We start from the raw sequence: 25,270 nt of genomic DNA, 5'->3' as shown, positions 1-25,270 counted from the left end.
GTGGGTTCTTCGTCGGGCTCTGCCCGACACCCGCCGGAGGGCTGGCCCTTCGGAATCCCGGAGCTGCGCTCAGTCGATCCACTCGCCGGCGCGCATCACCGGGATCGCCCGGCCCTCCGCCGTGAGGCCATCGACGTCGACCGCGGCCGAACCGATCATCCAGTCGATGTGGATCAGGCTGCGGTTGGCCCCGCGCGCCACCAGATCCGCCTCGCTGAAATCCGCGCCGCCGTTGAGGAAGCACTTGCTGTAGGCTTGGCCGAGCGCGATGTGGCTCGCGGCATTCTCGTCGTAGAGGGTGTTGTAGAACAGCAGCCCCGAGGCCGAGATCGCCGAGGAGGCCGGCACCAGGGCGACCTCGCCGAGTTGGCGCGCACCCGCGTCGGTCTCCAGCACCTTGGCGAGCACCGCGCCACCCGTGCGCGCCTCGGCCTCGACGATGCGGCCCGCCTCGAACCGCACCCGGATGCCGTCGATGAGGGTGCCCTGATAGGACAGGGGCTTGGTGCTCGTGACGAACCCGTCGACCCGATCCTTGTGGGGTGTGGTGAACACCTCCTCGGTGGGGATGTTGGCGTTGCAGGTGATGCCGCTGCGCGAGACCGAGGCGCCGCCGCACCATTCGTGGTCGTCGGCGAGCCCCACCGTGAGGTCCGTGCCCGGACCCTGGAAGCGCAGGGCCGCGAAGCGATGGGCGTTGAGGGTGCCCATGCGGGCGTGGAGCGCGGCGTTGTGCGCCTCCCAGGCGCCGATGGGGTCCGGCCCGTCGACCCGCGAGGCTGCGAAGATCGCGTCCCACAGGCGGGCCACGGCTGCGTCCTCGGGGAGATCGGGGAACACCGTGCGGGCCCACGGCACGGTGGCGGCCGAGACGATGGTCCAGTTCGTGGCGAAGTTGGCGATGAGTTCGAGGGCCGGCACGTAGGCCTGCGAGCGGGCGCGGTTGGCGCGCGACACCCGCGCCGTGTCCTGGCCGGCGAGCAGCGCGGGGTCGTCACCCGCCACGGCGAGGCGCGCGGCGCCGTTGCGGTAGGCTTCCGCCATGCCGGAATAGAGCCATCCGGCGGCCGTGTCGAAGGCCTCCTCCGGGGCGTAGGCGAAGCGCGCCAGGGTGGCGGCGTCGTCGGAGTAGAACGTGGTGACCAGGGAGGCGCCGGCCTTGTACGCCTCGACCGTGATCGCCCGCACGAGGGCGACGGTCTCCAGGGGCGCCGTGATCACGAGTTCCTGGCCGGTCCGCAGCCCGAGGCCGACCTTGACGGCCACTTCCGCGAGGCGTTCCAGGCGTGTGGCATGGGCGGATGGAGCCGAGCCCGCTCCGCCGGCCTGACCGTGCGTATCCATCCCTTGATCTCCCTCGAACCTGCTGTGAGCGTTCGCTCAAGATCAGGTCCCGGGAGATCAGGTCAAGCGGCGCGCGACCAAGTGATCTCGCCGAGGTTCTCGCGGAAGGCAAAGCGCAGGAGGTGATCGGAGACCACGTTCTCGAGGCGGGTCAGGGCCGCGGGATCGGGCGTCGCCACCCGCATCAGGAGGGCGTCGGCCTCGGCCTCGAAGGTGCAGACCCGATCCTCGCCGAACGGCACGCGGCCGGCGTCATCGGTGGCCTCGACGGGGAACTTGTGGCTCCAGTGCCGGCAGAGCTGCTTCAGGTAGCGGCTCGCCTCGGCCGTGGGGACTCTCGCCTGAGAGGTCGGCATCGTCGGATCTCCATCGCTGCCCCAGAGGGGCGGGGTCGCGCCACGGCGCGATCGAATCTTCGGGGCGGAATCTTCGGACCGATTGAAGGGGGTGACGGTTAAGGCGGGGTAACCTGCCGCACCGCACTGTCCGAAAAACCGCCGTCTCCTCACATCCTTGGGGCCATTGACGCCGATTCTATGGCGCGGCGCGAAACGCAGTCTGAACGGGATTGGTGCGTTGCACAATGACAATCCGGCAATGCGCGTTCGGGTTCCGGCAAAAGAGCGCGTGGACTCCCCGGCTCAGAGGAGGGCGGCCGGCCCGGTGCCCCCGGGCTCCGCGTGCGCGCCCGGTGGAGCCTGCTCCGGGACCACCTTGCCGGGGTTCAGGATTCCGTGCGGATCGAGGGCCGTCTTGAGGCGGCGCATGAGGTCGAGGGCGACGGGGTCGCCGTAGCGGGCGAGTTCGTCGCGCTTGATCAGACCGACGCCGTGTTCGGCGGCGATGGAACCGCCGAGGCTCTCCACCACGTCGTGGACGATGCGGTTGAAGCGCCCCCATTGGTCGAGGAACGCCGCCCGGTCCATGCCGATGGGCTGGCTCAGGTTGAAGTGGATGTTGCCGTCGCCGAAATGGCCGAAGGCGCAGACGCGCAGGCCCGGCATCGCCGCTTCGCAGGCCCGGGTCGCCCGATCGAGGAACGCGGGAAGCGCCGTCAGCGGTACCGAGACGTCGTGCTTGATCGAGCCGCCCTCGCGCCGCTGCACCTCCGACAGGTTCTCGCGCAGGGTCCACAGGGCCTGGTTCTGGGCCTCGCTGGCGCCCAGGGTCGCATCCTCCACGAGGCCGGCCTCGATGGCCTCGCCGAGCGCCATTTCGAGGGCTTCCGTGGCCGGCGCGTCGGGCCGGGTCGAGGAGAATTCGATGAGCGCGTAGGTGCCGTGCCGGCCCGCCAGGGGGGGCGTCGCGCCCGGTGTATGGCGCAGGACGATCTCCAGCCCGAAGGGCGGGATCACCTCGAAGGCGGTGAGGTCGCGCCCCGCCCGGGTGCGCAGGTGGGCGAACAGGGCGAGCGCGGCGGCCGGATCGGCGAGGCCGACGAAACCGACGCCCCGGCTCACGGGCTTGGGAAACAGCTTCAGGACGGCGGCGGTGATGATGCCCAGCGTCCCCTCCGAGCCGACGAAGAGGTGCTTCAGGTCGTAGCCGGCGTTGTCCTTCCGCAAACCCTTGAGTCCGTTCCAGATCCGGCCGTCCGCCAGCACCACTTCGAGCCCGAGGACGAGGTCGCGGGCGTTGCCGTAGGCCAGCACCGCCGTGCCGCCGGCGTTGGTGGAGAGATTGCCGCCGATGCGGCACGAGCCCTCCGAGGCCAGCGACAGGGGGAACAGCATTCCGGCCGCCTCCGCCGCCGCCTGGACGTCCGCCAGGGTGACGCCGGCCTCGACGGTGATGGTGGCGTTGGTGGGATCGACGGACCGCACCCGGGCGAGGCGGGCCAGCGACAGGACGATCCCGCCCTGGGGCACGCCGCCGCCGACGAGGCCGGTGTTGCCGCCCTGAGCCACCACGGGCACTCCGGCGGCGGCGCACCGCTCCACCACGAAGGCCGCCTCGGCCGCGTCGGCCGGGCGCGCCACCGCGAGGGCTCGGCCGCGGTGCAGCCCGCGCGTCTCGACGAGGTAGGGCTCGAGATCCTCGGATGCGGTGAGCACGTGAGCCGCGCCGAGACGGCCGGTCAGGGCGGCCAGCAAGTCGCGGCTCAGGACGTCCTGAATGGGCGAGTTTTGGGCGAGCGAGTTTTGGGCGAGCGAGTTTTGGGCGGGCGAGTTTTGGGCGGGCAAGTCGGGAGAAGGAGGCACGGGAGGATCTCGCGGGGCGATCGTCGAAGGCGCGCGTCGCCGGGATGGCGTGGCCGGGCGCTCTCCCTATGATAGGGGGCGCGCGGCCTCTGTGCAGGGCGGGGGGCCGCGCGTCCGATGCCCGGGAGACCTCAACGATGCTGTCCGTGATCCCCAACCCGCCGCGTATCGCGCTGCCCATCGTCGGCAGCGCGGACCTGTTTCCCGTCCGGCGCGTCTACTGCGTCGGGCGCAACTATGCGGCCCATGCCCGTGAGATGGGCAAGGACCCCGAGCGCGAGCCGCCGTTCTTCTTCATGAAGCCCGCCGACGCCCTGCAGATCGTCGCCGGCCCGCACGCGGCGGAGCACCCCTATCCGCCCCGCACGGAGAATTATCATTTCGAAGTCGAGATGGTGGTGGCCCTGTCCACCGGGGGCGCCGACATCGCCGTCGCATCCGCCCTCGACCACGTCTACGGCTACGCGGTCGGGCTCGACATGACCCGGCGCGATGTCCAGGACGAGGCCAAGCGTCTCGCGCGGCCATGGGACCTCGCCAAGGCGGCCGATGCCTCCGGGCCCATCGGCCCGCTCCATCCCGTCTCGGCCATCGGGCATCCGGACCACGGCGCCATCACCCTCGACGTCGACGGCACCGAGCGCCAGCGCGGCGACCTGTCGGAGATGCTGTGGTCCGTCTCGGAGCAGATCGCCTACCTGTCGGCCTACTTCACCCTGCAGCCGGGCGACCTCATCTTCACCGGGACGCCCTCCGGCGTCGGGGCGGTGACGCGGGGCCAGACCCTGCGCGCGGCCATCGACGGCCTCGGTGCGATCGAACTGCGCGTGGTGTGAGGATGCCCTCGACGCTGGGGCTTCTGGACCGGCCGCTGCTGCGCCGCCTGTTCCATCTGGGCGCCCTGGCCACGCGCGGGATGACGCTCGGGGTACGCGGCGCGGCCATCGACGGGCAGGGCCGCGTCTGCCTCGTACGCCACACCTATGTGGCCGGGTGGCACCTGCCGGGCGGCGGGGTCGAGGTGGGGGAGAATGCTGTCGCGGCGATGATCCGCGAGTTCCGTGAGGAGGCCGGGATCGTCGTCGATCCGGGGGAGACCCTTCGGCTGCACGGGTTCTACCACCACGCGACGGGAGCGGGCCGCGATCACGTCGCCCTCTACCTCGCCCCGGCCTTCACCGTGCCGGCCGCCAAGCGTCCCGATCGGGAGATCGCCGAAAGTGGGTTCTTCCGCCTCGATGCGCTCCCCGAGGCGACGACGTCCGCCACCCGCGCGCGCCTGCGCGAGATCCGTGAAGGCCTGCCGCCGGCGGCGCAGTGGTGAGGTGCGATCGCCCCGGGGCCCGCTGAATTCCACGAAACGCGCCGGCTACGGGAATCGGCCGGACGGCCCTTGCAACGCTCGGCGGAATGGTGTTTAGAGACGCCGTCCGGGGCCGCCGGCGGTTCTTTCCACCAGCGGCGCGGTTGTGAGCGGGTGTAGCTCAGGGGTAGAGCACAACCTTGCCAAGGTTGGGGTCGAGGGTTCGAATCCCTTCGCCCGCTCCAATTCGACCGAGACGACGCGACGCCGCGGCCCACCCAGGCCTGGTGGCTTCGTGAAGAAGACGATCCCGATCGCCAGCCCCGTGCCGGCATCGTGGCGTGAGCGGGTGTAGCTCAGGGGTAGAGCACAACCTTGCCAAGGTTGGGGTCGAGGGTTCGAATCCCTTCGCCCGCTCCAATTTATCAAAGTGTCTGCGCAGTCAGGACGGTCCTTCGGGGCCGTTTTTGCGTTTCAGGGCCATGGCTGGGACTCGCCGGTCGCCCCGCCCCGCCCGAAGGGTCGATCCCGTCGGCAACGGCGAAGCACCGCGAACAATTCTCGGAACCGCACGTTGGGACCGGCGATGACCTGTGATGGCGTGTCGGCGGGCAGGATGTGCCCGCTCGCGTGCAATCCGGTTCATCGCCTCCATCCCTCGGCCGCCGGGTCGAGCCGACATCCCACCGCGCACCACCCCGGCCGTTCCAATCCGAATCGCCGTCTTCAGATCCTCGGGAGTTCATCTTGGCCGTTACACCCACACGCACGCCCATCGCATCGTCAGCCGCCATCGAGCCGCGCAGCCCGCTCCCGCTGCATCAGGTCTCCTGGGGCGCGATCTTCGCCGGCGCGGTCATCGCCCTCGTGGCACAGATGATCCTCAACATGGTCGGCCTCGGCATCGGCCTCGCGACCCTGAACCCCACGGGCAACGACACGCCCACCGCCGCCAGCCTGTCGACGGGCGCCGGGATCTGGTGGGTCGCCTCGGGCATCGTCGCCTCGCTCATCGGCGGCTTCCTCGCCGGACGCCTGTCGGGCAAGCCCTCGGCCGGCACCAGCGGCTACCACGGCCTCGTGTCGTGGGCGGTGACCACCCTGGTCATCGTCTACCTGCTCACGTCGGCGGTCGGCGGCCTCATCGGCGGCGCGTTCGGCGGCCTCACCAGCGTCCTCGGCGGCGCGGGTTCGGCCATTGGCGGTGCCACCCAGACGGCGGCCCAGGCTGCGGCCCCCTCGCTCACCAAGCTGACCAATCCCCTCGACGGCATCGAGAACAAGGTCCGTCAGACCTCGGGTGGCCAGGACCCCGCCGCCCTGCGCGATACCGCCGCCCAGGCCGTGCGAGCGTACCTCTCGGGTGATGCGGCCCAGCAGGCCGAGGCCGAGGCCCGCGCCACCGATGCCCTCGCCAAGGCGCAGGGCATCTCGCCCGACGAGGCCAAGGCTCAGGTCCAGAACTACCGCAAGCAGTACGAGCAGGCCGCAGCGGACGCCAAGCAGAAGGCCGCCGCCGCCGCCGAGGCGACCCGCAGCGCTGCGACGCAGGGTGCGCTCTACGCGTCCCTGGCCCTGGTTCTCGGTGCCCTCGCGGCCTTCCTGGGTGGCCGCTTCGGCGCCGTCGATCCGGCCTTGGCGTACGGCACCCGTCGCGACTGATCCGAACCGCCCGCCGGCTCCCGGCCGGCGGGACGGTGCCGAACATGGAAAAGGCCCCCGGATCGCTCCGGGGGCCTTTTCGCGTTTCGGTCCGATGGATGGGAGAGGCGACTATTCGGCGGTCGGCGCCGCGCCCTTTTCGGCGAGAGCCGTGATCGCGGCGACATCGCCGGCCTGGGCCTCGACCACGGCGGCGGCGGTGATGTTGACGATGCCGCGGGCCGTCACCGAGGGCGAGAGAATGTGGGCGGGCTTGGCCGGGCCGATGAGGAGCGGCCCGACCGGAAGGGCGTCGGCGAGCACCTTGGCGAACTGGAACGCGATGTTGGCCGCGTCGAGGTTGGGCAGGATCAGCACGTTGGCCGCACCCTTGAGGTACGAATCCGGCATCACCCGGTCGCGGATGAGTTCCGAGAGGGCGGTGTCGGCCTGCATCTCGCCGTCCACCTGCAGGGCGGGTTCCCGGGACCGGATCAGGCCGAGGGCCGAGCGCATCTTCAGGGACGAGCGCGAATCCGATTGTCCGAAATCCGAGTGGCTGAGCAGGGCGATCTTCGGGGTGAGGCCGAAGCGGCGCACGTGCTCGGCGCAGGCCACCGCCACGTCGGCGATCTCCTCGGCACTCGGATCCTGGCGCACATGGGTGTCGGCGAGGAAGTAGGCACCCTTCTTCGTGACGATGAGGCTCATGGCGGCGAAATCGAGGACGCCCGGCGCCATGCCGATGACGTCGCGGATCACCCGCAGCCGCGTCTCGAACCGGCCCTCCAGGCCGCAGATCAGCGCGTCGGCCTCGCCCCGGCGTACGGCGATGGCGCCGATCACCGTGTTGTTGGTGCGCACCAGGGTGCGGGCGGCGTCCGGCGTGATGCCGCGCCGGCCGGCGACTTCGAGATAGGTGGCGACGTAGTCGCGGTAGCGCGGATCGTCCTCGGGATCGATGAGGTCGAAATGCTCGCCCTGGCGCAACGTCAGGCCGAAGCGCTTGATCCGGGTCTCGATCACGCGCGGGCGCCCGACCAGGATGGGCCGCGCCACCCCGTCCTCGACGATGGCCTGGGCGGCGCGCAGGACGCGCTCGTCCTCGCCCTCGGCGTAGATGACGCGCTTGGGGTTCTCCTTCGCCTTCGTGAAGATCGGCTTCATGATGAAGCCCGAGCGGTGGACGAAGCGGTCGAGGCTGTCGGCGTAGGCCTGGAGATTCTCCAACGGCCGGCCGGCGACGCCGGATTCCATCGCCGCCTGCGCGACCGCGGGAGCGATGCGCAGGATCAGGCGCGGGTCGAACGGGCTCGGGATGAGCGAGTGCCGGCCGAAGGGGCGGGCCTCGCCGCCATACGCGCGGGCGACCACGTCGGAGGGGGTCTCGCGGGCGAGCGCCGCGATGGCCTTCACGGCGGCCTTCTTCATCTCCTCGTTGATCGAGGTGGCGCCGACATCGAGGGCGCCGCGGAAGATGTAGGGGAAGCACAGGACGTTGTTGACCTGGTTCGGGAAGTCCGAACGCCCGGTGCAGATCATCGCGTCGGGGCGCTTCTCCTGCGCGAGATCGGGCATGATCTCCGGATAGGGGTTGGCCAGCGCCATGATCAGGGGCTTCTCGGCCATCTTCTCGAGGTATTCGGGCTTCAGCACCCCGCCGGCCGAGAGGCCGATGAACACGTCGGCGCCCGGAATGACCTCGGCCAGGGTCCGCGCCTCGGTCTCCTGCGCGTAGATGTCCTTCCACCGGTCCATCAACTCGGGGCGGCCCTTGTAGACCACGCCCTTGATGTCCGTGACGGTGATGTTCTGGACCTTCGCGCCGAGGGACACGAGGAGGTTGAGGCAGGCGAGGGCCGCCGCCCCCGCGCCCGAGGTGACGATGCGGACATCGCCGAGCTGCTTGCCGGACAGTTCGAGGGCGTTGAGGACGGCGGCCGCCACGATGATCGCGGTGCCGTGCTGGTCGTCATGGAAGACCGGGATGTTCATCCGGGCGCGACAGCGCTCCTCGACCTCGAAGCACTCGGGGGCCTTGATGTCCTCGAGGTTGATGCCGCCGAAGGTCGGCTCCAGGGCGCAGACCACGTCGACGAGCTTGTCGACGTCGTTCTGGTCGACCTCGATGTCGAACACGTCGATGCCGGCGAACTTCTTGAACAGGACCGCCTTGCCTTCCATCACGGGCTTCGAGGCGAGGGGGCCGATGTTGCCGAGGCCCAACACCGCCGTGCCGTTGGTGAGAACGGCGACGAGGTTCTGGCGGATGGTGAGGGTGGCGGCCTCCTGCGGATCGGCCGCGATGGCCTCGCAGGCGGCGGCGACGCCGGGGGAATAGGCGAGCGCCAAGTCGCGCTGGTTGCCGAGCGGCTTGGTGGCCTGGATCTCGAGCTTTCCGGGACGCGGCAGGCGGTGGTAGACGAGCGCTCCGGACTTGAGATCGTCGGACATGTTGTCGCCCATGAGCCTCACTCCCAGGAACCTGCGCCGTGCGCGTTGTGGAGCACCGTTCCGGTCGGGTCCGGGGTGCTTCGGTTGAGGACCCTGTTGCACCGCCTGCGGAGTGGGCGCAACCCGAACAACGAGACCCGGATTCACCTCGCCCGCCTCGCCGCGCGCTACGGTTTCTCCATCGGCGCCTACTCTTACGGGCGCCCGAAGGTCCGGTTTCCCGAATCGGGGCGGAGCCTGACGATCGGCCGGTTTTGTTCCATCGCCGACAAGGTCGAGATCCTGCTCGGCGGGGGGCATCGCCTCGACTGGGTCTCGACCTATCCGTTCGCCGCCCTGCCGGGTCTGTGGCCGGGCCTCGACGCGCCGGGCGATTACCATGTCTCGCGCGGCGACGTCGTGATCGGCTCCGACGTCTGGCTCGGCTCGGGCTGCCTCGTCCTGTCGGGCGTCACCATCGGCCACGGCGCCGTGCTGGCGGCCCACGCCGTGGTGAGCCGGGACGTGCCGCCCTACGCGGTGGTCGCCGGCAACCCGGCCCGGGTGGTGCGCCACCGCTTCGATCCCGCCACCGTCGCGGCGCTCCTCGAGTCCGCGTGGTGGGACCTGCCGCACGCGGCGGTGGCGGGCCTCGTGCCGCTGCTCCAGAGCGGGCGCACGGCCGACCTCATCGCGGCGGCCAAAGCCCTGAACGTTGCGGGCCGCGCCTGAATCCCTTACCCGCTTCTCCTCGAAACCGATCGACAAGGCCGCCCGACGATGTCCGACACGCCCCCCGACCGCCTCGCCGTGAACCCCAACAGCCCGTTCTACGACGAGAAGATCCTCGAGCGCGGCATCGGCATCCGCTTCAAGGGCGTCGAGAAGACCAACGTCGAGGAATACTGCGTCAGCGAGGGCTGGGTCCGCCTCTCGGCCGGCAAGACCCTCGACCGGGCCGGCAACCCGATGACGGTGAAGCTGAAGGGCGCGGTCGAGCCGTATTTTCGCGATGATGCGGTGGTCGAGGGCTGAGGGCGTTCAGGTCGGCGCCCGCTCCAGGGGAAACGGCGTCGGCTCCCAGTAGCGCTCGAGCTTCGCGGTGCGGATGTTTTCGGATTCCCAACCGTGGAGGATCGCCGCCAGCGCCGGCCGGTCGTCGGCCAGGAGCGGCTCGGCGACGGGCAGGATCAGGCTGCGCATGTATTGGTACATCGGCTGATCCGGATGCTTGTTCTCCCGGAAATGCGGGAGGAGTTTGGCGAGCTGCGCGTGCGCGGCCGGCAGGTTGCCCAGGGCGATGTCGAGGATGAGCCGCTCGTGCGGGAAGCCCTTCAGGGCGATCGGGAACGTTTCGCGGTAATAGGTCGCCCACGACTCCAGGCCATCGAACGACCGCAGGTGCGGCAGGGCTTCGGCTTCGATTATGGGGATTGCGGCACTTATCGCGGCGGGGTCGGACCACTCCCAGTATGCGAACTGATCCTGATCGAACGGGTAAAGCTTGCCTGCGCAGTTTCCGATTGTCCCAGGCAGGCTATGCTCGGGAATGAACGTTGCGAGGATGGCCTACCCAATTTGGAATGAGCCTGAATCGGAGGTGCGATCAATGAAGACGCGCGACACCGTGTGGCGAATGGGCGTGAGCCAAAGGCTGCGCCCGCCGGTATAGGCGAAGTCGGGGTTACGCTTGGCAAGCGGACGGAAGATGGTTCTGGCTTGGCGTGCGGTCGTCATCGGAGTGGTCTCACCTTCGTCGCGGGTGACGTGTCCGTGGTGCTGAACTTCCTTCAGGTCGATGACCGTTCCAGTGGAAACGGCGTCGGCTCCCAATAGGGCTCGAGCTTCGTGCCCCGGATGTTGTCGGCCTCCCAACCGTGGAGGATCGTTGCGAGCGTTACGCGGTCTCCGACGCGGAGGGGCTCGGCGACGGCCAGGAACTTTCTGCGTCGGTTCTGGACCCAGATGTCGTTCGGAAACGAGTCCCCTCGCAACTCCGGTTCCAGGGTTTCGCAAATGGCGCGCGCTGCGTCGATGTCGCCGAGCGCGATGAGGCAGATCATGCGGTCTTCTGGCCATTGCTGTGCGAAGATGTGATCGCTGCCGTCATAAATAGTCCAGAACGCTTCAAGCGAATCGATCGCGCGGAGTCGTGGTAACCCCTCCGTCTCTATAGAGGAAACGAGATCCGCGATCATTTCGGGATCGGACCAGTACCAGTGCTGATGTGAAAGCGAAGGGCGATCCAATTGAATGGAATATCCAATGCTTGTCTGAGGTTGGACGTCTGGAATAAATGTGTTCAGCATCGTGAGTTGCGGCTTGCATAGATTCTTATCGGATGTTCTATCAATCAGAATGCGGAGCGCGACGTGGCGAATAGGGGATATGTAGAGCCAATGGCTGCCGATTTCGGTAAGATCGGCGTGCCGATTGATCAATGGTTTAAAGACATTCTTGATTTGCTTGGCGCTCGTCATCTGGTCGGCCTCATTTCTGTGACGATGATCCGCTGCGTGTCTGGAAAGTTCCTCGCAATCATTTCGGCGATGGTCGTGGCGCGAACTGCACTGATCTGACTCTCTCCGGTCTTGTGATCGTGGATGCAGACCGTGCGTGGGACGCTTCGTTCGAGTACGTCGAGACGAAGTGAAGACCGAATGCCATATGGCTGGGCTGCTGATTTGCCAGGAACGTATGAGACTTCCGCGACAAGGTTCGGATCTTTGAGATTGGTAATCTTGCGAGCAGCCACCGCATGGACCTTGTTGCCAAAATCTTGTGCGTCCTTGAAGCCGCCGCTTGCTCGCACTTCATCGACGGCCTCATCGAGAATCACCTGAACCTCGCCGCGACGCGGGCAGGCGGCCCTCAGTTCCTGCTCCTCGACCAAACCAACCCAAACCACTGGCTTGTCCGGGCCCTGCCGGCGCTCGTACAGGCTGGCTGGCGCCTCAAAGATCGCTGAACCGTCTCGGCTTTTTCGGACGGAGAGTGCAGCGAGCAATGCTGCACCGGCATTGTAGAGGGCTCTGGAACTTGCCCGGGCAAGGGTCGAAGCCCCCGTCTGCTGAACGAAGGCCTCTGGCTCCGCCCGGCCGTTGACCAGAGTGCTGCGGGCAAGGATCGTCCCAGTTTCGCCGTCGCGGATGGTCTGGGTCCGGCCCGCCATCTCGAAGATGGTGCGCGTGCCGTCGGAGGCGATGACGGTGTGCTGCTCGTCCCAGTCCTGATGAGGCTGGCTGCGGATGCGCAGGGACAGGACCCGCGATCCGTCCTCGGTGACGGTCTCCTCCGCACCCGACGAACTCTGTCCGGATGTGCCCTGGCCGCCGCCGTTCGACGCCCAGCGTCCGCCGCCGGGGCTTCCCGCGGGCTCTCGGGGTTGATCCGGATCGTACTTGCGGGACAGCGCCCGCTGCAGGCGCACGAAGCCGAGGGTGACGGACAGGCCGGCGATCGTGGAACGCAGGCGGAGGAGCTTGGTGCGGTGATCGGGGGAAAGCGACATCGATGGGGCTCCGCAAGCGAATCCAACCATCGGTTGTGTATCAAGGCATCATCTAAATATTAATAAAAACCTATCTTAGGCGCGGTGTCATGATGTGATCGGGATGCGAAGGCCCCCGGTTCCCGCTCAGTCGACGGTCGGAAGCGCCTCGCGGCTCCGGCGGGCACCGGCGAAATTCCGCAGGGCTTCCGTCACGAGGGCGTCGACGCCGCGCTCCGTCTGCGGGGTGCGGATGACGAGGCTCGCAATGGCGTCGGGGTGGTTCTTGCGCTGCTTCGGCGTACGAGCGTGGTTGGAGATCCGCAGGGCGAAGGCACAGCCCTCGGGCTTGAGGTAGACGCTGTCCCCCCGGGTGTTGCGGGCCACGATGGCAAAGCCGTGGGCGATCACCCCGGCCACCGCCCGGGCGAGGGCCGCCTGCGGGGCGAGGAGACTCACGACACCACCGCCCGGGGCGCCCGTCCCGCCAGGGCCCGTGCCTTGAGCCGCAGGGCCGGCTTCTCGACGGCGACCCACGACGCGGCCGCCACGAGGCCGGTGAGCGCCATGGACGGGAGCAGCAGCAGCCACGGTGAAGCGCTGGGCACCAGGGCGTGCAGGCTCTGCTGGATCGGCCAGCCGTAGAGGTAGATCCCGTAAGAGAGGTCTGCCCGCGGTTCGAGGATCGGACGGGCCAGCGCCGGGCAGAGGGCCAGCCAGATCGCGCCGTAGGCCTCCGTGAGGAACAGGAGGCTCCGATACAGCGGCGTGCCCTGTAGGAGGGCGGTCGCCAGGGCGAGGAGCGCCAGGGGCCACGCCCGGTGGCCGAGCCGGTCGCGCCAGAGGTAGAGGGCGGAGCCCGAGGCGAACAGCAGCGGCAGGCGAAAGCGCGTCTCCGCGCCCTCGGACAGGCCGGGATGGAGGAACGCCGCCGCCGCCAGACCGAGGGCGAGGGCCGCCACGAGGGCCAGCGCCGGCCCGCGCCGCAGGAGGCCCGCGAGCCCGGCGGCCAGTAGCCCGAGGTAGCACAGCACCTCGTATTTCAGGGTCCAGACCGTGCCCAGCGGCGAACGGTAGGGGTTGTCGGCAAACACCCCCGGCAGGCTCGCGTTGCTCTTGAACGTCGTCAGGGTGTCGCGGATGAAAAGCCACGGGCCGGGGGCCTGGAGGTATTCGGCCAGGGGCAGGCGGGTCAGGGCGGGGCCGAGGACCAGGGTCACGATGAGGGTCGCCACGACCACGCCCGGCAGGATGCGCAGGGCGCGGGCCAGCACGTAGTCGCCGGCGCCCCGCCGCTCCAGGCTCATGGCGACGAGAAATCCCGAGACGGCGAAGAAGCCGTTGACGGCATGCGCCCCGAGCGAGAAGCCCGTCATCCGCGCCAGGGGCTCGTCGAGGGGCTGTCCGCTCGTGACGCTGAAGGCGTGGGACACCACCACGGCGGTGGCCAGCGCGAGGCGCAGGACGGAGAAGCCATTGTGCGGCCGGGCCAGGGCCTGCCCGAAGGTTTTCGCAGTCACACGGACTCCTCGCGGTCCAGTCCTTCGTGATCGAGGGCGCTGCGGCCGCGCAGGGCGGCCAGCGCCCCGGCCGTCGAGCCGCCGTAGCGCTCCCATAGGGCGCGGTGCCCGACGAGGCGGGCGAGCGCCGCCTTGGGTGCGTTGACGGCGAGCATCCCCGGGCTCGGGTCGGGCAGGCCGTATTTGCGGGAGACGTAGGCACGGGACCACGCCTGATGCCAGCGGGTGCGGAACACCCGGCCGGGCTCCGGCGCCGAGGAGCGCCCGCGCCCGTGCAGGGCTTGCGCACCGTGGACGTGCACGAGGGCGCGGCCCGCATCGGCCACGCGCCGGCACAGGTCGTCGTCCTCGTAGAACAGGAACAGGTTCGGGTCGAAGCCGCCGAGATCGAGAAACAGGTCGCGCCGGATCATCAGGCAGGCGCCGGACAGGAACGGCGCGCAGGCATCGCCCTCGGGCGGGGCGCGCTTGCCCTTGCGATTGGTCAGGTACGGCGCGAGCAGCGAGCGCGGCTGGTAGAAGAACCGCCCGTCCGGCTCCACGAGGCGGGGGGCCAGCAGCCCCGCATCCGGGTAGGCGCGGGCGGCGGCCAGCAGGGCGTCGACGGCCCCGGACCCGAGGGTCACGTCTGGGTTGACGATCAGAACCCGTTCGGCCTGGACGGCGGCACGGACCCCGCGATTGTTGGCCCGGCCGTAGCCCTCGTTGCGGGCGTTGCGCACCACCTGCGCGCCCGCCGCTTCGGCGAGGGCCACGGACGCGTCCCGGCTGGCATTGTCCACCACAAGCGCCGGCACGTGCTCGGCGGCGAGTGCGGCGAGGCAGCCCGGCAGGGCGTGCGCGCTGTCATGGGTGACGACGATGGCGACGAGGCTCGGCACGGCAACGTCTCCTGTCCAGCGTCATCCGATGAACGCCGAGGCCGGACAATCCGCCCTGCCTGTCGATCGGGTCTTTCGTCCCCCCCCACGCGACCTCATCCTGAGATGCCGCGAAGCGGCCTCGAAGGAGGCCTCCAGGGATGCGGTGATATCTGGAGCCCTCCTTCGAGGCCTCCGCTGCGCTCCGGCACCTCAGGATGAGGTGTGTGGGGGGCCGTCCCCCACACATCCTTCAGGACAAAGCGCGGGGGAGGGCGCGCCTCAGGCGCTCTTCTCGGGCAGGTTGAGGCGGATGTGCAACTCGCGCAGCTGCTTCGGCGTCGCCTCGGCGGGGGCGCCCATCATCAGGTCCTCGGCGCGCTGGTTCATGGGGAACAGCACCACCTCGCGCAGGTTCTGCTCGCCGCAGAGCAGCATGACGATGCGGTCGATGCCCGGCGCGATGCCGCCGTGCGGCGGGGCGCCGAGCTTCAGCGCGTTGAGCATGCCGCCGAATTTTTCTTCGAGCACGTCCTGGCCGTAGCCGGCGAGACCGAAGGCCTTCTCCATCACCTCGGGGCGATGGTTGCGGATGGCCCCTGACGAAAGTTCGGTGCCGTTGCAGACGATGTCGTACTGGAACGCCTTGATGCCGAGGATCGTCTTCTCGTCCGAAGGGTCGAGGGCGAGGAACGCCTCGCGGTCGAAGTTCGGCATCGAGAATGGGTTGTGGGAGAAGTCGACTTTCTTGTCGTCCTCGTTCCACTCGTACATCGGGAAGTCGGTGATCCAGCAGAACGCGAACTGGTCCTTGTCGGACAGGTTCAGTTCGTCGGCGATCCGGATGCGGGCCTTGCCGGCGAGGGCGGCCGCCTTGGCTTCGGTGCCGGCGGAGAAGAACACCGCGTCGCCGGCCTTGGTGCCGGTGGTGTCGGCGATCAGGGCCTGGACCTCGGCCGGGATGAACTTCGCGATGGGACCCTTGCCCGTGAGCACGCCGTCGACATCCTCGAACACGATGTAGCCGAGGCCCGGCGCACCCTCGGCGCGGGCGAAGTCGTTGAGCTTGTCGAAGAACGAGCGCGGCTGCGTCGCGGCGCCCGTGGCCGGGATGGCGCGGACCACGCCGCCGGACGCGATCACGCCCTTGAACGCCTTGAACGCCACGTCCTCGCGGGTGAATGCCTCCGTCACGTCGGCGATGATCAGCGGGTTGCGCAGGTCTGGCTTGTCGACGCCGTATTTCAGCATCGACTCGGCGTAGGGGATGCGCGGGAAGGTCTCGGTGACGCGCTTGCCGTCGGCGAATTCGAGGAAGACGTCCCGCAGCACGGGCTCGACGGACTGGAACACGTCCTCCTGCGTGACGAAGCTCATCTCAATGTCGAGCTGATAGAATTCGCCCGGCGAGCGGTCGGCGCGGGCGTCCTCGTCGCGAAAGCACGGGGCGATCTGGAAGTAGCGATCGAAGCCGGCGATCATCGTCAGCTGCTTGAACTGCTGCGGCGCCTGCGGCAGCGCGTAGAATTTTCCGGGATGGACGCGGGACGGCACGAGGTAGTCGCGCGCACCTTCGGGGGACGAAGCGGTGAGGATCGGCGTCTGGAACTCGAAGAACCCGCCCTCGCGCATGCGGCGGCGCAGCGAATCGATGATTGCGCCGCGCTTCATGATGTTGGCGTGCAGCTTGTCGCGGCGGAGATCGAGGAAGCGGTACTTCAGCCGCGTCTCCTCCGGGTAGTCCTGGTCGCCGAACACCGGCACCGGCAATTCGCCCGCGGGCCCGAGCACTTCGAGGTCGTCGATGTAGACCTCGATGGTGCCGGTGGGCAGGTCGGGATTCTCGGTGCCGGCCGGGCGGGTCCGCACGCGGCCGTCGATGCGGATCACCCATTCGGAACGGGCGAGGTTCGCGCCCTGGAATGCCTTCGAGTCCGAATCCACCACGCATTGCGTGCGGCCGTAATGATCGCGCAGGTCGATGAACAGCACGCCGCCATGGTCGCGGATGCGGTGGCACCAGCCCGAGAGGCGAACGGTCTGGCCGACGTCCGAGGGGCGGAGCGCCCCGCAGGTGTGGGTACGATAACGGTGCATGGCGGGCTCTATCGAATGAGCCCGGCACCATTCACGCGGGGGCGTTCAAGTCAAGGCGAGCGCGGCTTCGAGGGGAGCGTGGCATCGAGGCGGATGGGTCGCCGCGGCGATGCCCCGTCGTTGCCCCCTGATGGGGGCCGGACGCAGCGGGGATGACGTCGGCAAAGCGCGTGGGGGCCTTTCGGAGAAGGCACTCGATCCCCATTTCAGGTCCATGAATTCAAACGATTTTTTCGATATTCTGAATGTGGCGTCCGTCGCCGCTTCGGGGCGCGGAACCGGTGCCGGCCAAGCCACGCATCAGGCCGGCGCATGGCAGGTTCTGCCGCTCGATGGCCGCTTCGAGATCACCTACGAGGATTCCCGCGGAATCTGGAGCCGCCGCGTTCTCGACGCGCGGGAATTACGGCTCGGGCCGGGCCGGACCCTGCTTGGCGGCATCGACCGGGCGCGTGGCGGCTATCGCGGCTTCCGGGTCGACCGCATCCGGCGCCTCACGGAGGAGGGCGGGACGCGGATCGAGACGGGAATCCTCGACTGGCTCCTCGCCCGTGCCGAGGCGCAGCGGCGTCAGCGCGCCGATCTGGTGCGGCGCCTCGCCCGCCGGAACCGCTCCGGCCAGCGCGCCGCGTAACGGGATCGCGGGGGGCGGTAAGAGAATCTCGGCGGGGGCCTTCGGTTGAGCTGCGTCGGCTCGCCGGTATTAGGGGGATAGGCGAGCGCGGCGCGGGATACGATCTCGCCTGAGGCGTCAACCTCCGATATAGCCGAATTCCATGGACCTGATCTCGACCACGCACGCCCTCGCCGAGGCCTGCGACCGCTTTGCCGCGCATCCCTTCGTGACCGTCGACACGGAGTTCATGCGCGAGACCACCTACTACCCGAAGCTCTGCCTCATCCAGATGGCGGGGCCGGACGGTTCGGGGGTGCTCGTCGATCCGCTCTCGCCCGACCTCGACCTCGCGCCGTTCTTCGCGCTGATGGCCGACGAGGGCGTGGTCAAGGTGTTCCACTCGGCCCGGCAGGACCTCGAGATCATCTGGTTGCTCGGCGGCCTGCTGCCACAGCCGTTCTTCGACACGCAAGTGGCCGCCATGGTGTGTGGCTACGGCGATTCGGTCTCCTACGAACAGCTCGTCAACGATGTGGCCAAGGCCAAGATCGACAAGTCCTCGCGCTTCACCGACTGGTCGCGGCGCCCGCTTTCCGACGCGCAGTCGAGCTACGCCCTCTCGGACGTCACCCACCTCGTGAAGGTCTACGAGGTGCTCGCCGGGCAGCTCCTCTCCACGGACCGGGGCGAGTGGCTCGACGAGGAGATGAGCGTCCTCACCTCGCCGGAGACCTACAAGGCCGACCCGTCGCAGGCGTGGCGCCGCCTCGCGGGGCGCATGCGCAAGCCGCGCGAGATCGCCGTGCTCATCGAGGTCGCGGCCTGGCGCGAGCGCGAGGCGCAGAGCCGCAACGTACCGCGCGGGCGCATCCTCAAGGACGAGGCCGTGATCGACGTCGCGTCCTCGGCCCCCCGCAGCGTCGAGGCCCTCGGCCGCCTGCGCTCCATCCCCGCCGGGTTCGAGCGCTCGCGCACGGGTACGGACATCCTGGCGGCGGTGGAGCGGGGCTTCGCCCGCGATCTCACCGACATCGCCCTGCCCGAGCGCAGCCGCGGCCGCGGCGGCAACGGGGCCCTTGTCGAACTCCTCAAGGTTCTGCTGAAGGCCGTGTGCGAGACCGAAGGCGTCGCCCCGAAGATCATCGCCTCCGTGGACGATCTCGAAGCCATCGCCGACGACGACGCGGCCGACGTGCCGGTGCTGCATGGTTGGCGCCGGGCGCTGTTCGGCGAGAAGGCCCTCGCCCTCAAGGCCGGCCGCCTCGCCCTCTCCGCCGAGCGCGGGCGGGTGGTGGTGCGCGCACTGGATTGATCATCGGCGAGGAGCGCGCGGTGGAGCTGAAATGGCTGGAGGATTTCCTCAGCCTCGCCGAGACCCGCAGCTTCTCCCGCTCGGCCGAGGCGCGCCACGTCACCCAATCGGCCTTCAGCCGCCGGATCCAGGCCCTGGAACTCTGGCTCGGCGTCGGCCTCATCGACCGCAGCACCTATCCCACCACCCTGACGCCGGCGGGCCGGCGCTTCCGCGAGACCGCGGAGGAGACCGTGCGGATGCTCCAGGCGAGCCGCGTGGATCTGCGCGCCGGCACGGGATCGGGCGGTCCGGTGGTGAGTGTCGCCGCCCTGCACACCCTGTCGCTCGCCTTCTTCCCCGCCTGGTTCCGGGCCATCGAGGCGCGCACCGGTCCCATCGGGACACGGCTTCTGCCGGACGATTTTCACAACTGCCTCCAGGCCATTGCCGAGGGCGGCTACGACTTCCTGCTCACCTTCCACCACCCCAGCGTGCCGATCCTCCTCGATCCGGAGTTCTATCCCCACCGCGTGGTCGGGGCGGATGCGCTGGTGGCGGTGCATGGGCCGACCCTGCCGGTCCCGAGCGCGGATGCGCCGACGCCGCTGCTGGCCTATGCCGCCGACTCCTTTCTCGGCCGCGTGAGCCTGTTCGCGCAGGCGCAGGGGACGGCGCAGGGGGAGGTGCCGCCGGGGCGTGTCGCGCACACCAATGCCAACGCCATGGCGGAGGCGTTGAAGGCCATGGCGCTGGAGGGCCACGGCCTCGCCTGGGTGCCGCGCAGCCTCGTCACCCGCGAACTGGCCGAAGGCCGCCTGGTCGCCACCGGGGCGGAGGTGCCCCTGGAGATCCGGCTCTACCGTGATCGTGCCCGAACCCGCGTCGCCGTCGAGGCGGTGTGGGCGGCGGCCGAGGCCGATGCGCGGACCGCTCAAGACGAGCCGGCACTTTAGCACCGCGCATCGGGCCGCGTGCGGTGCGGCTCAGTTCGCCTTGGCGTCGATGGTCAGACGGTCGAGGACGGCGGCCGGGGTCGGGCTGGCGCTGAACTCCAGCATGCCGATGCCGGTTCCGTTCCGGGGGCGGACGCTCAGGGACAGGGTGCCGGGCTTGGCCACGAACTGGCCCATGGCCGCGCCGATGGCCTTGGCGCCGGCCGAATTGCCCAGGATCGCCGGCACGCCGTAGAGGCTCGCCGTGACGTATTCCTGCTTCAGTTCCTCGGGCTTGAGGCTGAGGACCTTGGACTGGGCCGCGATGAAGCGCTCGAACAGGCCGGTGTTCTCGATGGTGAGATCGATGGCCTTGGCGGTGGCCGACAGCATGGCGAAGCCCGACACGCCGGCATCGGGGTCGAACACCTCGGGGCCGATGCCGCCGAGCATGCCGTTGACCCGCACCGTGCCCATGTCCTTGCCCGAGATCGAGATCTCGCCGAGCTTGAGTTCCTTGGCCGCAGCATCCCAGGCGGTGTCGGCCACCACGGTGAGATCGAGGTCGCGGTAGCCGTAGAGGCCGAGGGACCCGAGGCCGGGCACGCCCGCCACGGCGGAGGCCGGCAGGGTCAGGCCCGCGAGGTCGATGCGCCCGGCCGTGGGGACGCCGTCGCGGGGTGGCCCGAAATTGAACGTCGCCGCGCGCAGGCCCACATGCAACGGCTCGGTCTTCACCACCGGATCCTGGGCCTTCGCACCCGGATCGCCGGACAGGTCGAGGCTGAGGTCGCTGAGGGCGAGGGTCCCGATCACCGGAGTCAGCCGGCGCAGGTCCTCGTCCGTGGCGTCGGGCGTCGCTGCGAGCTTGCGCAGGGCCGCGATGGTGGGGGCGATGGAGAAACCGTTCAGCGACAGGCGCGCGGCCTTCGCATCGAGCCCGTTGCTCGCCAGGGTGATGCCCTCGAGGCTCGCATCCGAGCCGCCGACCTGGATGCGGTCGATGGCGAGGTTCAGCGGCGTCGGCCCCGTGGTGTGCTGGACGCTGAGTCCGGTGGCCTCGAAGCCGCCGAGCGTCACCGCTTCGGCGAGGTCCGCGGCGTTGGCCGACAGCTTGGCGCGGGTGGCGGGCGGCGCTTCGGCGAGACCGGGGGCGGTCAGCGCCGCCAAGGCCCCGGCCCATGTGCCCGGCACCGGCCGGGCGCTGAGGTCGCGACCCTGGATGCGGGCGAATTTCACCGCCATGCCCTTGGCGTCGACGAAGGCGATGTCCGCCACGGCGAACGTGCCGTAGATCCGCTGCAGGGCACCCTTGCCGTCACCCGGTTCGGCATAGAGCCGGGCCAGGGCCGCCAGATCGAGGTCGGTGGCCTGGAGCGGACCGTAGGACCCGGCACCCTTGCGCTCGCCCTCCACGGTGAGGACCGCCCCCGTGGAGGTGAGCTCGGCGATCCGTCCGGCGCGCACGTCCTTGGCGACGACGTTGCCGTAGGTCACCGTCTCCCGCACGCCCTTGGACCCACCCTCGATGCGCAGGTCCGGGATCACGAGGCTCGCCGCATCGAGGCGGGCGAGGCGCGACGCCACGGGCTCGGGGCCGGGGCGGAGCAGGGCGAGGAGTTCGTCCTTCGACAGGCGCGTGCCGCTGACCGTGACGCGCGCGGCCTTCAGCACCGCGTCGCCCAGCGGCAGAGTCACGTCCGTCAGGGTCACGTCCTGAACGGCGGAGGCGGCCTCCTGGGCCCAGGCGGGCCCGGGTCCCACCGGCAGGCCGGCGCCGAGGAGGACGAGGACGCAGGCCGAGGCGCCGGTCGCCCAGCGCAGGAGGGGGCGGCCTTTCGAGCAGGTCATGGGGTTTTCCGGATCGCTGGCAAACGGCGCTTCAGGGGAGGGCGCGCCGCGGGGGCGCCATGGACGACGCATCCGTGCCGCAGTTCGCGGGATGTGGCAATTGCCGGGGGCGTCCGGATCGACGGACGTGCGGGCGAAACCCTACAGGGAGAACGACGTGCCGCAACCGCAGGACGCGGTGGCCAGCGGGTTCTCGATCTTGAACGACTGGCCGATGAGGTCGTTGACGAAGTCGATGACCGAGCCACTCATGTATTCGAGCGACATGGGGTCGACGAGCACCGTGGCACCGTCGCGCTCGATGGCCACGTCGTCGGCGGCCCGTGCCCGCTCGATGTCGAAGGCGTAGGAGAAGCCCGAGCAGCCGCCGCCGTTCACGCTGATCCGCAGGGACGCGCCCGGGGGCTCGGCGCCCATGATCTCGTTGATGCGCTTCGCCGCGCGCGGGGTCAGGGTGATGTCGGCCATCGTGATGCTCGGGTCTCGTCGATTGCCAGATGCGCTCAGGCGCACAAGATAGGCTCGGCAAGCACGCGCTGCAACGCGGCGCGACGGGGGGATGACGTGCGGCACAACGGTGAGCGCTGGAGGGCGCCCTATGCGACGGACCCGGCCACGACGCGCGGGCGGCTGATTCCCGAAGCGTCCTCGCCGACGCGCAGCGACTTCCAGCGCGACCGCGACCGTATCATCCACTCCTCCGCCTTCCGGCGCCTCAAGCACAAGACCCAGGTCTTCGTGCACCACGAGGGCGACCACTATCGCACCCGCCTCACCCATACCCTGGAGGTGAGCCAGATCGCCCGCGCGCTCGCCCGGGCGCTCGGCCTCGACGAGGATCTCGCCGAGGCCCTCGCCCTCAGCCACGACCTCGGCCACACCTGCTTCGGCCACACCGGCGAGGATGCCCTGGACGCGCTGATGCGTGGGCACGGTGGCTTCGACCACAACGCCCAGGCCCTGCGCATCGTCACCCGGCTGGAGCGGCGCTACGCCGGCTTCGACGGACTCAACCTCGCCTGGGAGACCCTAGAGGGCCTGGTCAAGCACAACGGTCCCCTGCTGGAGGCGGACGGGACGCCGACCCCGCGCTGGGCGACGCGCGGCATTCCGGCGGCGATCCTCGAATACGATCGCCTGAACGATCTCGAACTCGCGCGCTTCGCCGGGCCGGAAGCGCAGGCGGCGGCGCTCGCCGACGACATCGCCTACGACAGCCACGACCTCGACGACGGCCTGCGCGCCGGCCTGTTCGATCTCGCCGACCTCGACGCCGTGCCGTTCCTCGCCGAGATCCTGGCGGAAATCGACGGGCTCTATCCGACCCTCGACCCATCGCGAAAGATTCACGAGCTGGCGCGGCGGGTGATCACCCGCTTCGTCGAGGACGTCATCGCCGAGAGCGGGCGCCGCATCGCCGCCCTGGCGCCCGGCGACGTCGCCGCCATCCGGGCGGCGTCCGCCCCGGTCGTCGCGTTCTCGCCCGCCATCGCGGCGGCGGATGCGGCGATCAAGACCTTCCTGTTCGCCCGCATGTACCGCCATCCCGGCGTGCTGGCCGTGCGCGCCAAGGCGGACATCATCGTCGCCGACCTGTTTTCGCGGTTCACCGCCGAGCCCCGCGCCATGCCGGAGGAATGGTCGGACGGTCTGGAGGGCGCGAGCGCGGGTCGCGTCGCCCGCCGGGTGGCCGACTACATCGCCGGCATGACCGACACCTACGCGGTGCTCGCCCACAAGCGCCTTTTCACGGCGACGCCCGACCTGCATTGGAGCCCGGAGAGCAAGGGCCTGCCGCTGGCCGAGCCGTGACACCCGTGCGCCCGGTTGGTATGCCCCCCACTTGAGGCGTGGGCCGTCGTGACGCGGCGGCCGTCGCGAGCGGAAACCGATCACCGATGAACATCTTCGCCACCTTCGAGGCGCGCGTGCGCGCGGCCGTGCAGGGCCTGATCCGGGCCGGACAGCTGCCCGAGGGGCTCGACCTGTCGCGCGTGGTGGTGGAGCCGCCACGCGACGCGAGCCACGGGGATCTCGCCACCAACGCCGCCCTTGTGCTGGCCAAGGAGGCGAAGACCAACCCGAAGGCGCTGGGCGAGGCCCTGGCGGCGGAGCTGCGCAAGGACCCGGACGTGGTCGAGGCGAGCGTCGCCGGTCCCGGCTTCATCAACCTGCGGCTGGCGCCGGACCTGTTCCACGCCGTGGTGCGGGCGGCCCTGGGCGAGGGCGATGCCTACGGGCGTGGCGTCAGGCAGGCGGCGCAAGGCTCCGCAGGCAGGGTCAACATCGAGTACGTCTCGGCCAATCCCACCGGGCCGATGCATGTCGGCCATGGGCGCGGTGCGGTGTTCGGCGATGCGCTCGCCAACCTCCTCGTCGCCTCGGGCCGCGACGTGACGCGCGAATACTACATCAACGATGCGGGCGCGCAGGTCGACGTGCTCGCCCGCTCCGCCTTCCTCCGGTACCGCGAGGCCCTCGGCGAAGATGTCGGGCCGGTCCCCGAGGGCCTCTATCCAGGCGACTACCTCGTGCCCGTGGGCCGGGCGCTGGCCGAGACGCATGGGCGGGCCCTCCTGGACCAACCGGAAGCCGAATGGCTTCCCACCGTGCGGGCCTTTTCCATCGACGCGATGATGGATCTGATCCGGGGCGATCTGGCCCGGCTCGGCATCCACCACGACGTGTTCTTCTCCGAAGCCACCCTCGCGCAGGCGGTGCCGGTCCTCCTCGCGGAACTCCGTGAGAAGGGCCTCGTCTACGAAGGCCGCCTGCCGCCGCCCAAGGGCCAGCTGCCCGAGGATTGGGAGGACCGCGAGCAGACCCTGTTCCGCACGGTGGAGTTCGGCGACGACGTCGACCGGCCCCTACTGAAGTCGGACGGCTCGTTCACCTACTTCGCCTCCGACATCGCCTACCACCGGACCAAGATCGAGCGCGGCGCCACCGACCTCATCGACGTGCTCGGGGCCGATCACGGCGGCTACGTCAAGCGCATGCAGGCGGCGGTGAAGGCCGTGAGCGGTGGCACGGCCACCCTCGACGTCAAGCTGTGCCAGCTCGTGCGGCTGTTGCGCGCGGGCGAGCCCGTGAAGATGTCGAAGCGCGCCGGCGAATTCATCACCCTGGCCGAGGTCGTCGACGAGGTCGGGCGCGACGCGATCCGTTTCATGATGCTCTACCGCAAGAACGACGCGACCCTCGATTTCGACCTCGCCAAGGTGGTCGAGCAATCCAAGGACAACCCGGTCTTCTACGTGCAGTACGCCCATGCGCGCTGCTTCTCGGTGTTCCGCCAGGCCCGGGAGGCGATGCCGACGGAGGACTTTTCGCGGGATGGCCTGCTTCGCGACGCCGACCTTGGGCTGCTCACCGATTCCGGCGAGGCCGAGATCATGCGGCTCATCGCCCAGTATCCGCGCGTGATCGAGGCGGCGGCCGGGGCACACGAGCCGCACCGCGTGGCCTTCTACCTCTACGAGCTCGCCAGTTCGCTGCATGGTTTCTGGAACAAGGGCAAAGACTTGCCGCAATTACGGTTTGTTAATCCAACCGACCGAAACTCAACCCGGGCCCGATTGGCCCTCGTGGAGGCATTGCGGGGCGTGATCGCCTCCGGCCTCGCGGTGTTGGGCGTCACTGCGCCGGACGAAATGCGGTGAGGTGACCGCGGCGTGAAGGGGAATGC

The 25,270-nt window shown here is 69.4% G+C and carries 24 protein-coding genes and 2 tRNA genes; 13 read left to right on the top strand and 13 right to left on the bottom strand.

From position 1 onward, the window contains the following. Positions 1-69: 69 nt before the first annotated feature. From ASF27_RS06890 to ASF27_RS06880, 3 genes are all read right to left on the bottom strand, one after another. On the bottom strand, positions 70-1,344 hold the full coding sequence (locus ASF27_RS06890; RefSeq protein WP_056304076.1) for an aminopeptidase: 1,275 nt from the start codon (positions 1,342-1,344) through the stop codon (positions 70-72). Between the two features lie 62 nt (positions 1,345-1,406). After that, a complete protein-coding gene (locus ASF27_RS06885) occupies positions 1,407-1,700 on the bottom strand; it encodes a DUF2218 domain-containing protein (RefSeq protein WP_056168259.1) in 294 nt (97 codons plus the stop codon). Positions 1,701-1,985: 285 nt separating this feature from the next. Beyond that, positions 1,986-3,461 (bottom strand): FAD-binding oxidoreductase, encoded by a 1,476-nt coding sequence (locus ASF27_RS06880; RefSeq protein WP_056358838.1) that lies wholly within the window; start codon positions 3,459-3,461, stop codon positions 1,986-1,988. Between the two features lie 221 nt (positions 3,462-3,682). Here ASF27_RS06880 and ASF27_RS06875 point away from each other — a divergent pair, with 221 nt between their 5' ends. The 5 genes from ASF27_RS06875 to ASF27_RS06855 all read left to right on the top strand — a co-directional run bounded on the left by ASF27_RS06875 (position 3,683) and on the right by ASF27_RS06855 (position 6,510). Continuing rightward, positions 3,683-4,381: a fumarylacetoacetate hydrolase family protein gene (locus tag ASF27_RS06875; RefSeq protein ID WP_056358791.1), complete on the top strand. Its 699-nt coding sequence runs from the start codon at positions 3,683-3,685 to the stop codon at positions 4,379-4,381. Positions 4,382-4,383: 2 nt separating this feature from the next. Next, on the top strand, positions 4,384-4,869 hold the full coding sequence (locus ASF27_RS06870) for an NUDIX domain-containing protein (protein WP_056168254.1): 486 nt from the start codon (positions 4,384-4,386) through the stop codon (positions 4,867-4,869). A gap of 149 nt (positions 4,870-5,018) precedes the next feature. Then, positions 5,019-5,093, top strand: a tRNA-Gly gene (locus tag ASF27_RS06865). Positions 5,094-5,193: 100 nt separating this feature from the next. Then, positions 5,194-5,268: transfer RNA gene (locus ASF27_RS06860), tRNA-Gly, on the top strand. Positions 5,269-5,595: 327 nt separating this feature from the next. Further along, complete coding sequence (locus ASF27_RS06855; RefSeq protein ID WP_056168251.1) at positions 5,596-6,510, top strand: hypothetical protein; 915 nt, start codon at positions 5,596-5,598, stop codon at positions 6,508-6,510. Between the two features lie 111 nt (positions 6,511-6,621). On the opposite strand, the gene ASF27_RS06850 is transcribed toward ASF27_RS06855, so the two are convergent. Further along, positions 6,622-8,955 carry an NADP-dependent malic enzyme gene (locus ASF27_RS06850; protein WP_056168249.1) on the bottom strand — a complete coding sequence of 778 codons (2,334 nt, stop codon included), beginning with the start codon at positions 8,953-8,955 and terminating at the stop codon, positions 6,622-6,624. Between the two features lie 84 nt (positions 8,956-9,039). Here ASF27_RS06850 and ASF27_RS06845 point away from each other — a divergent pair, with 84 nt between their 5' ends. Next, positions 9,040-9,654, top strand: coding sequence for a CatB-related O-acetyltransferase (locus ASF27_RS06845; protein ID WP_056358788.1), 615 nt, complete (start codon positions 9,040-9,042; stop codon positions 9,652-9,654). 48 nt (positions 9,655-9,702) lie between these two features. Continuing rightward, positions 9,703-9,957: a DUF3297 family protein gene (locus ASF27_RS06840; RefSeq protein ID WP_056168242.1), complete on the top strand. Its 255-nt coding sequence runs from the start codon at positions 9,703-9,705 to the stop codon at positions 9,955-9,957. 6 nt (positions 9,958-9,963) lie between these two features. On the opposite strand, the gene ASF27_RS22135 is transcribed toward ASF27_RS06840, so the two are convergent. Beyond that, the gene (locus ASF27_RS22135) at positions 9,964-10,137 is read right to left on the bottom strand and encodes a hypothetical protein (protein WP_156467477.1); all 174 of its coding nucleotides are present in this window, start codon (positions 10,135-10,137) and stop codon (positions 9,964-9,966) included. 12 nt (positions 10,138-10,149) lie between these two features. On the opposite strand from ASF27_RS22135, the gene ASF27_RS22130 reads away from it, so the two are divergent. Beyond that, on the top strand, positions 10,150-10,509 hold the full coding sequence (locus ASF27_RS22130) for a hypothetical protein (protein ID WP_156467476.1): 360 nt from the start codon (positions 10,150-10,152) through the stop codon (positions 10,507-10,509). 203 nt (positions 10,510-10,712) lie between these two features. Here the strand turns inward: ASF27_RS22130 and ASF27_RS22125 are convergent, their stop codons facing one another. The 6 genes from ASF27_RS22125 to aspS form a co-directional block, all read right to left on the bottom strand. After that, positions 10,713-11,402, bottom strand: a complete 690-nt coding sequence (locus tag ASF27_RS22125; protein WP_156467475.1) for a hypothetical protein — start codon at positions 11,400-11,402, stop codon at positions 10,713-10,715. After that, positions 11,399-12,433, bottom strand: a complete 1,035-nt coding sequence (locus ASF27_RS06830) for a hypothetical protein (protein WP_056358785.1) — start codon at positions 12,431-12,433, stop codon at positions 11,399-11,401. The genes ASF27_RS22125 and ASF27_RS06830 overlap by 4 nt, the downstream gene beginning before the upstream one ends. Positions 12,434-12,559: 126 nt before the next feature. Next, on the bottom strand, positions 12,560-12,871 hold the full coding sequence (locus tag ASF27_RS06825) for a hypothetical protein (RefSeq protein WP_056262593.1): 312 nt from the start codon (positions 12,869-12,871) through the stop codon (positions 12,560-12,562). Continuing rightward, positions 12,868-13,932, bottom strand: a complete 1,065-nt coding sequence (locus ASF27_RS06820) for an acyltransferase (RefSeq protein ID WP_056358783.1) — start codon at positions 13,930-13,932, stop codon at positions 12,868-12,870. Before ASF27_RS06820 ends, ASF27_RS06825 begins: the two co-directional genes overlap by 4 nt. Further along, positions 13,929-14,813, bottom strand: a complete 885-nt coding sequence (locus ASF27_RS06815) for a glycosyltransferase family 2 protein (RefSeq protein ID WP_056168223.1) — start codon at positions 14,811-14,813, stop codon at positions 13,929-13,931. Before ASF27_RS06815 ends, ASF27_RS06820 begins: the two co-directional genes overlap by 4 nt. Before the next feature lie 261 nt (positions 14,814-15,074). Beyond that, the gene (gene aspS, locus ASF27_RS06810) at positions 15,075-16,889 is read right to left on the bottom strand and encodes an aspartate--tRNA ligase (protein ID WP_056358781.1); all 1,815 of its coding nucleotides are present in this window, start codon (positions 16,887-16,889) and stop codon (positions 15,075-15,077) included. Between the two features lie 247 nt (positions 16,890-17,136). Here aspS and ASF27_RS06805 point away from each other — a divergent pair, with 247 nt between their 5' ends. From ASF27_RS06805 to ASF27_RS06795, 3 genes are all read left to right on the top strand, one after another. Continuing rightward, positions 17,137-17,523: a hypothetical protein gene (locus ASF27_RS06805; protein ID WP_056262724.1), complete on the top strand. Its 387-nt coding sequence runs from the start codon at positions 17,137-17,139 to the stop codon at positions 17,521-17,523. A gap of 142 nt (positions 17,524-17,665) precedes the next feature. Continuing rightward, entirely contained in the window at positions 17,666-18,817 is a 1,152-nt protein-coding gene (gene rnd / locus ASF27_RS06800) for a ribonuclease D (RefSeq protein ID WP_056304054.1), read from the top strand. 20 nt (positions 18,818-18,837) lie between these two features. Then, entirely contained in the window at positions 18,838-19,752 is a 915-nt protein-coding gene (locus tag ASF27_RS06795) for a LysR family transcriptional regulator (RefSeq protein ID WP_056358835.1), read from the top strand. 30 nt (positions 19,753-19,782) lie between these two features. Here ASF27_RS06795 and ASF27_RS06790 read toward each other — a convergent pair whose 3' ends face one another. Both ASF27_RS06790 and ASF27_RS06785 read right to left on the bottom strand, forming a co-directional pair. Next, entirely contained in the window at positions 19,783-21,582 is a 1,800-nt protein-coding gene (locus tag ASF27_RS06790; RefSeq protein ID WP_056304052.1) for a hypothetical protein, read from the bottom strand. A gap of 141 nt (positions 21,583-21,723) precedes the next feature. Then, positions 21,724-22,050 (bottom strand): iron-sulfur cluster assembly accessory protein, encoded by a 327-nt coding sequence (locus ASF27_RS06785; protein WP_056168210.1) that lies wholly within the window; start codon positions 22,048-22,050, stop codon positions 21,724-21,726. Between the two features lie 96 nt (positions 22,051-22,146). Here ASF27_RS06785 and ASF27_RS06780 point away from each other — a divergent pair, with 96 nt between their 5' ends. Both ASF27_RS06780 and argS read left to right on the top strand, forming a co-directional pair. Beyond that, complete coding sequence (locus tag ASF27_RS06780) at positions 22,147-23,394, top strand: deoxyguanosinetriphosphate triphosphohydrolase (RefSeq protein WP_056168207.1); 1,248 nt, start codon at positions 22,147-22,149, stop codon at positions 23,392-23,394. A gap of 86 nt (positions 23,395-23,480) precedes the next feature. Beyond that, entirely contained in the window at positions 23,481-25,244 is a 1,764-nt protein-coding gene (argS, locus tag ASF27_RS06775; protein WP_056358779.1) for an arginine--tRNA ligase, read from the top strand. Positions 25,245-25,270 lie beyond the last annotated feature (26 nt).

It is taken from the genome of Methylobacterium sp. Leaf102 (assembly GCF_001422425.1).
In the GTDB taxonomy this organism is placed as follows: domain Bacteria; phylum Pseudomonadota; class Alphaproteobacteria; order Rhizobiales; family Beijerinckiaceae; genus Methylobacterium.
This window is presented reverse-complemented; position numbering and strand designations above follow the sequence as displayed.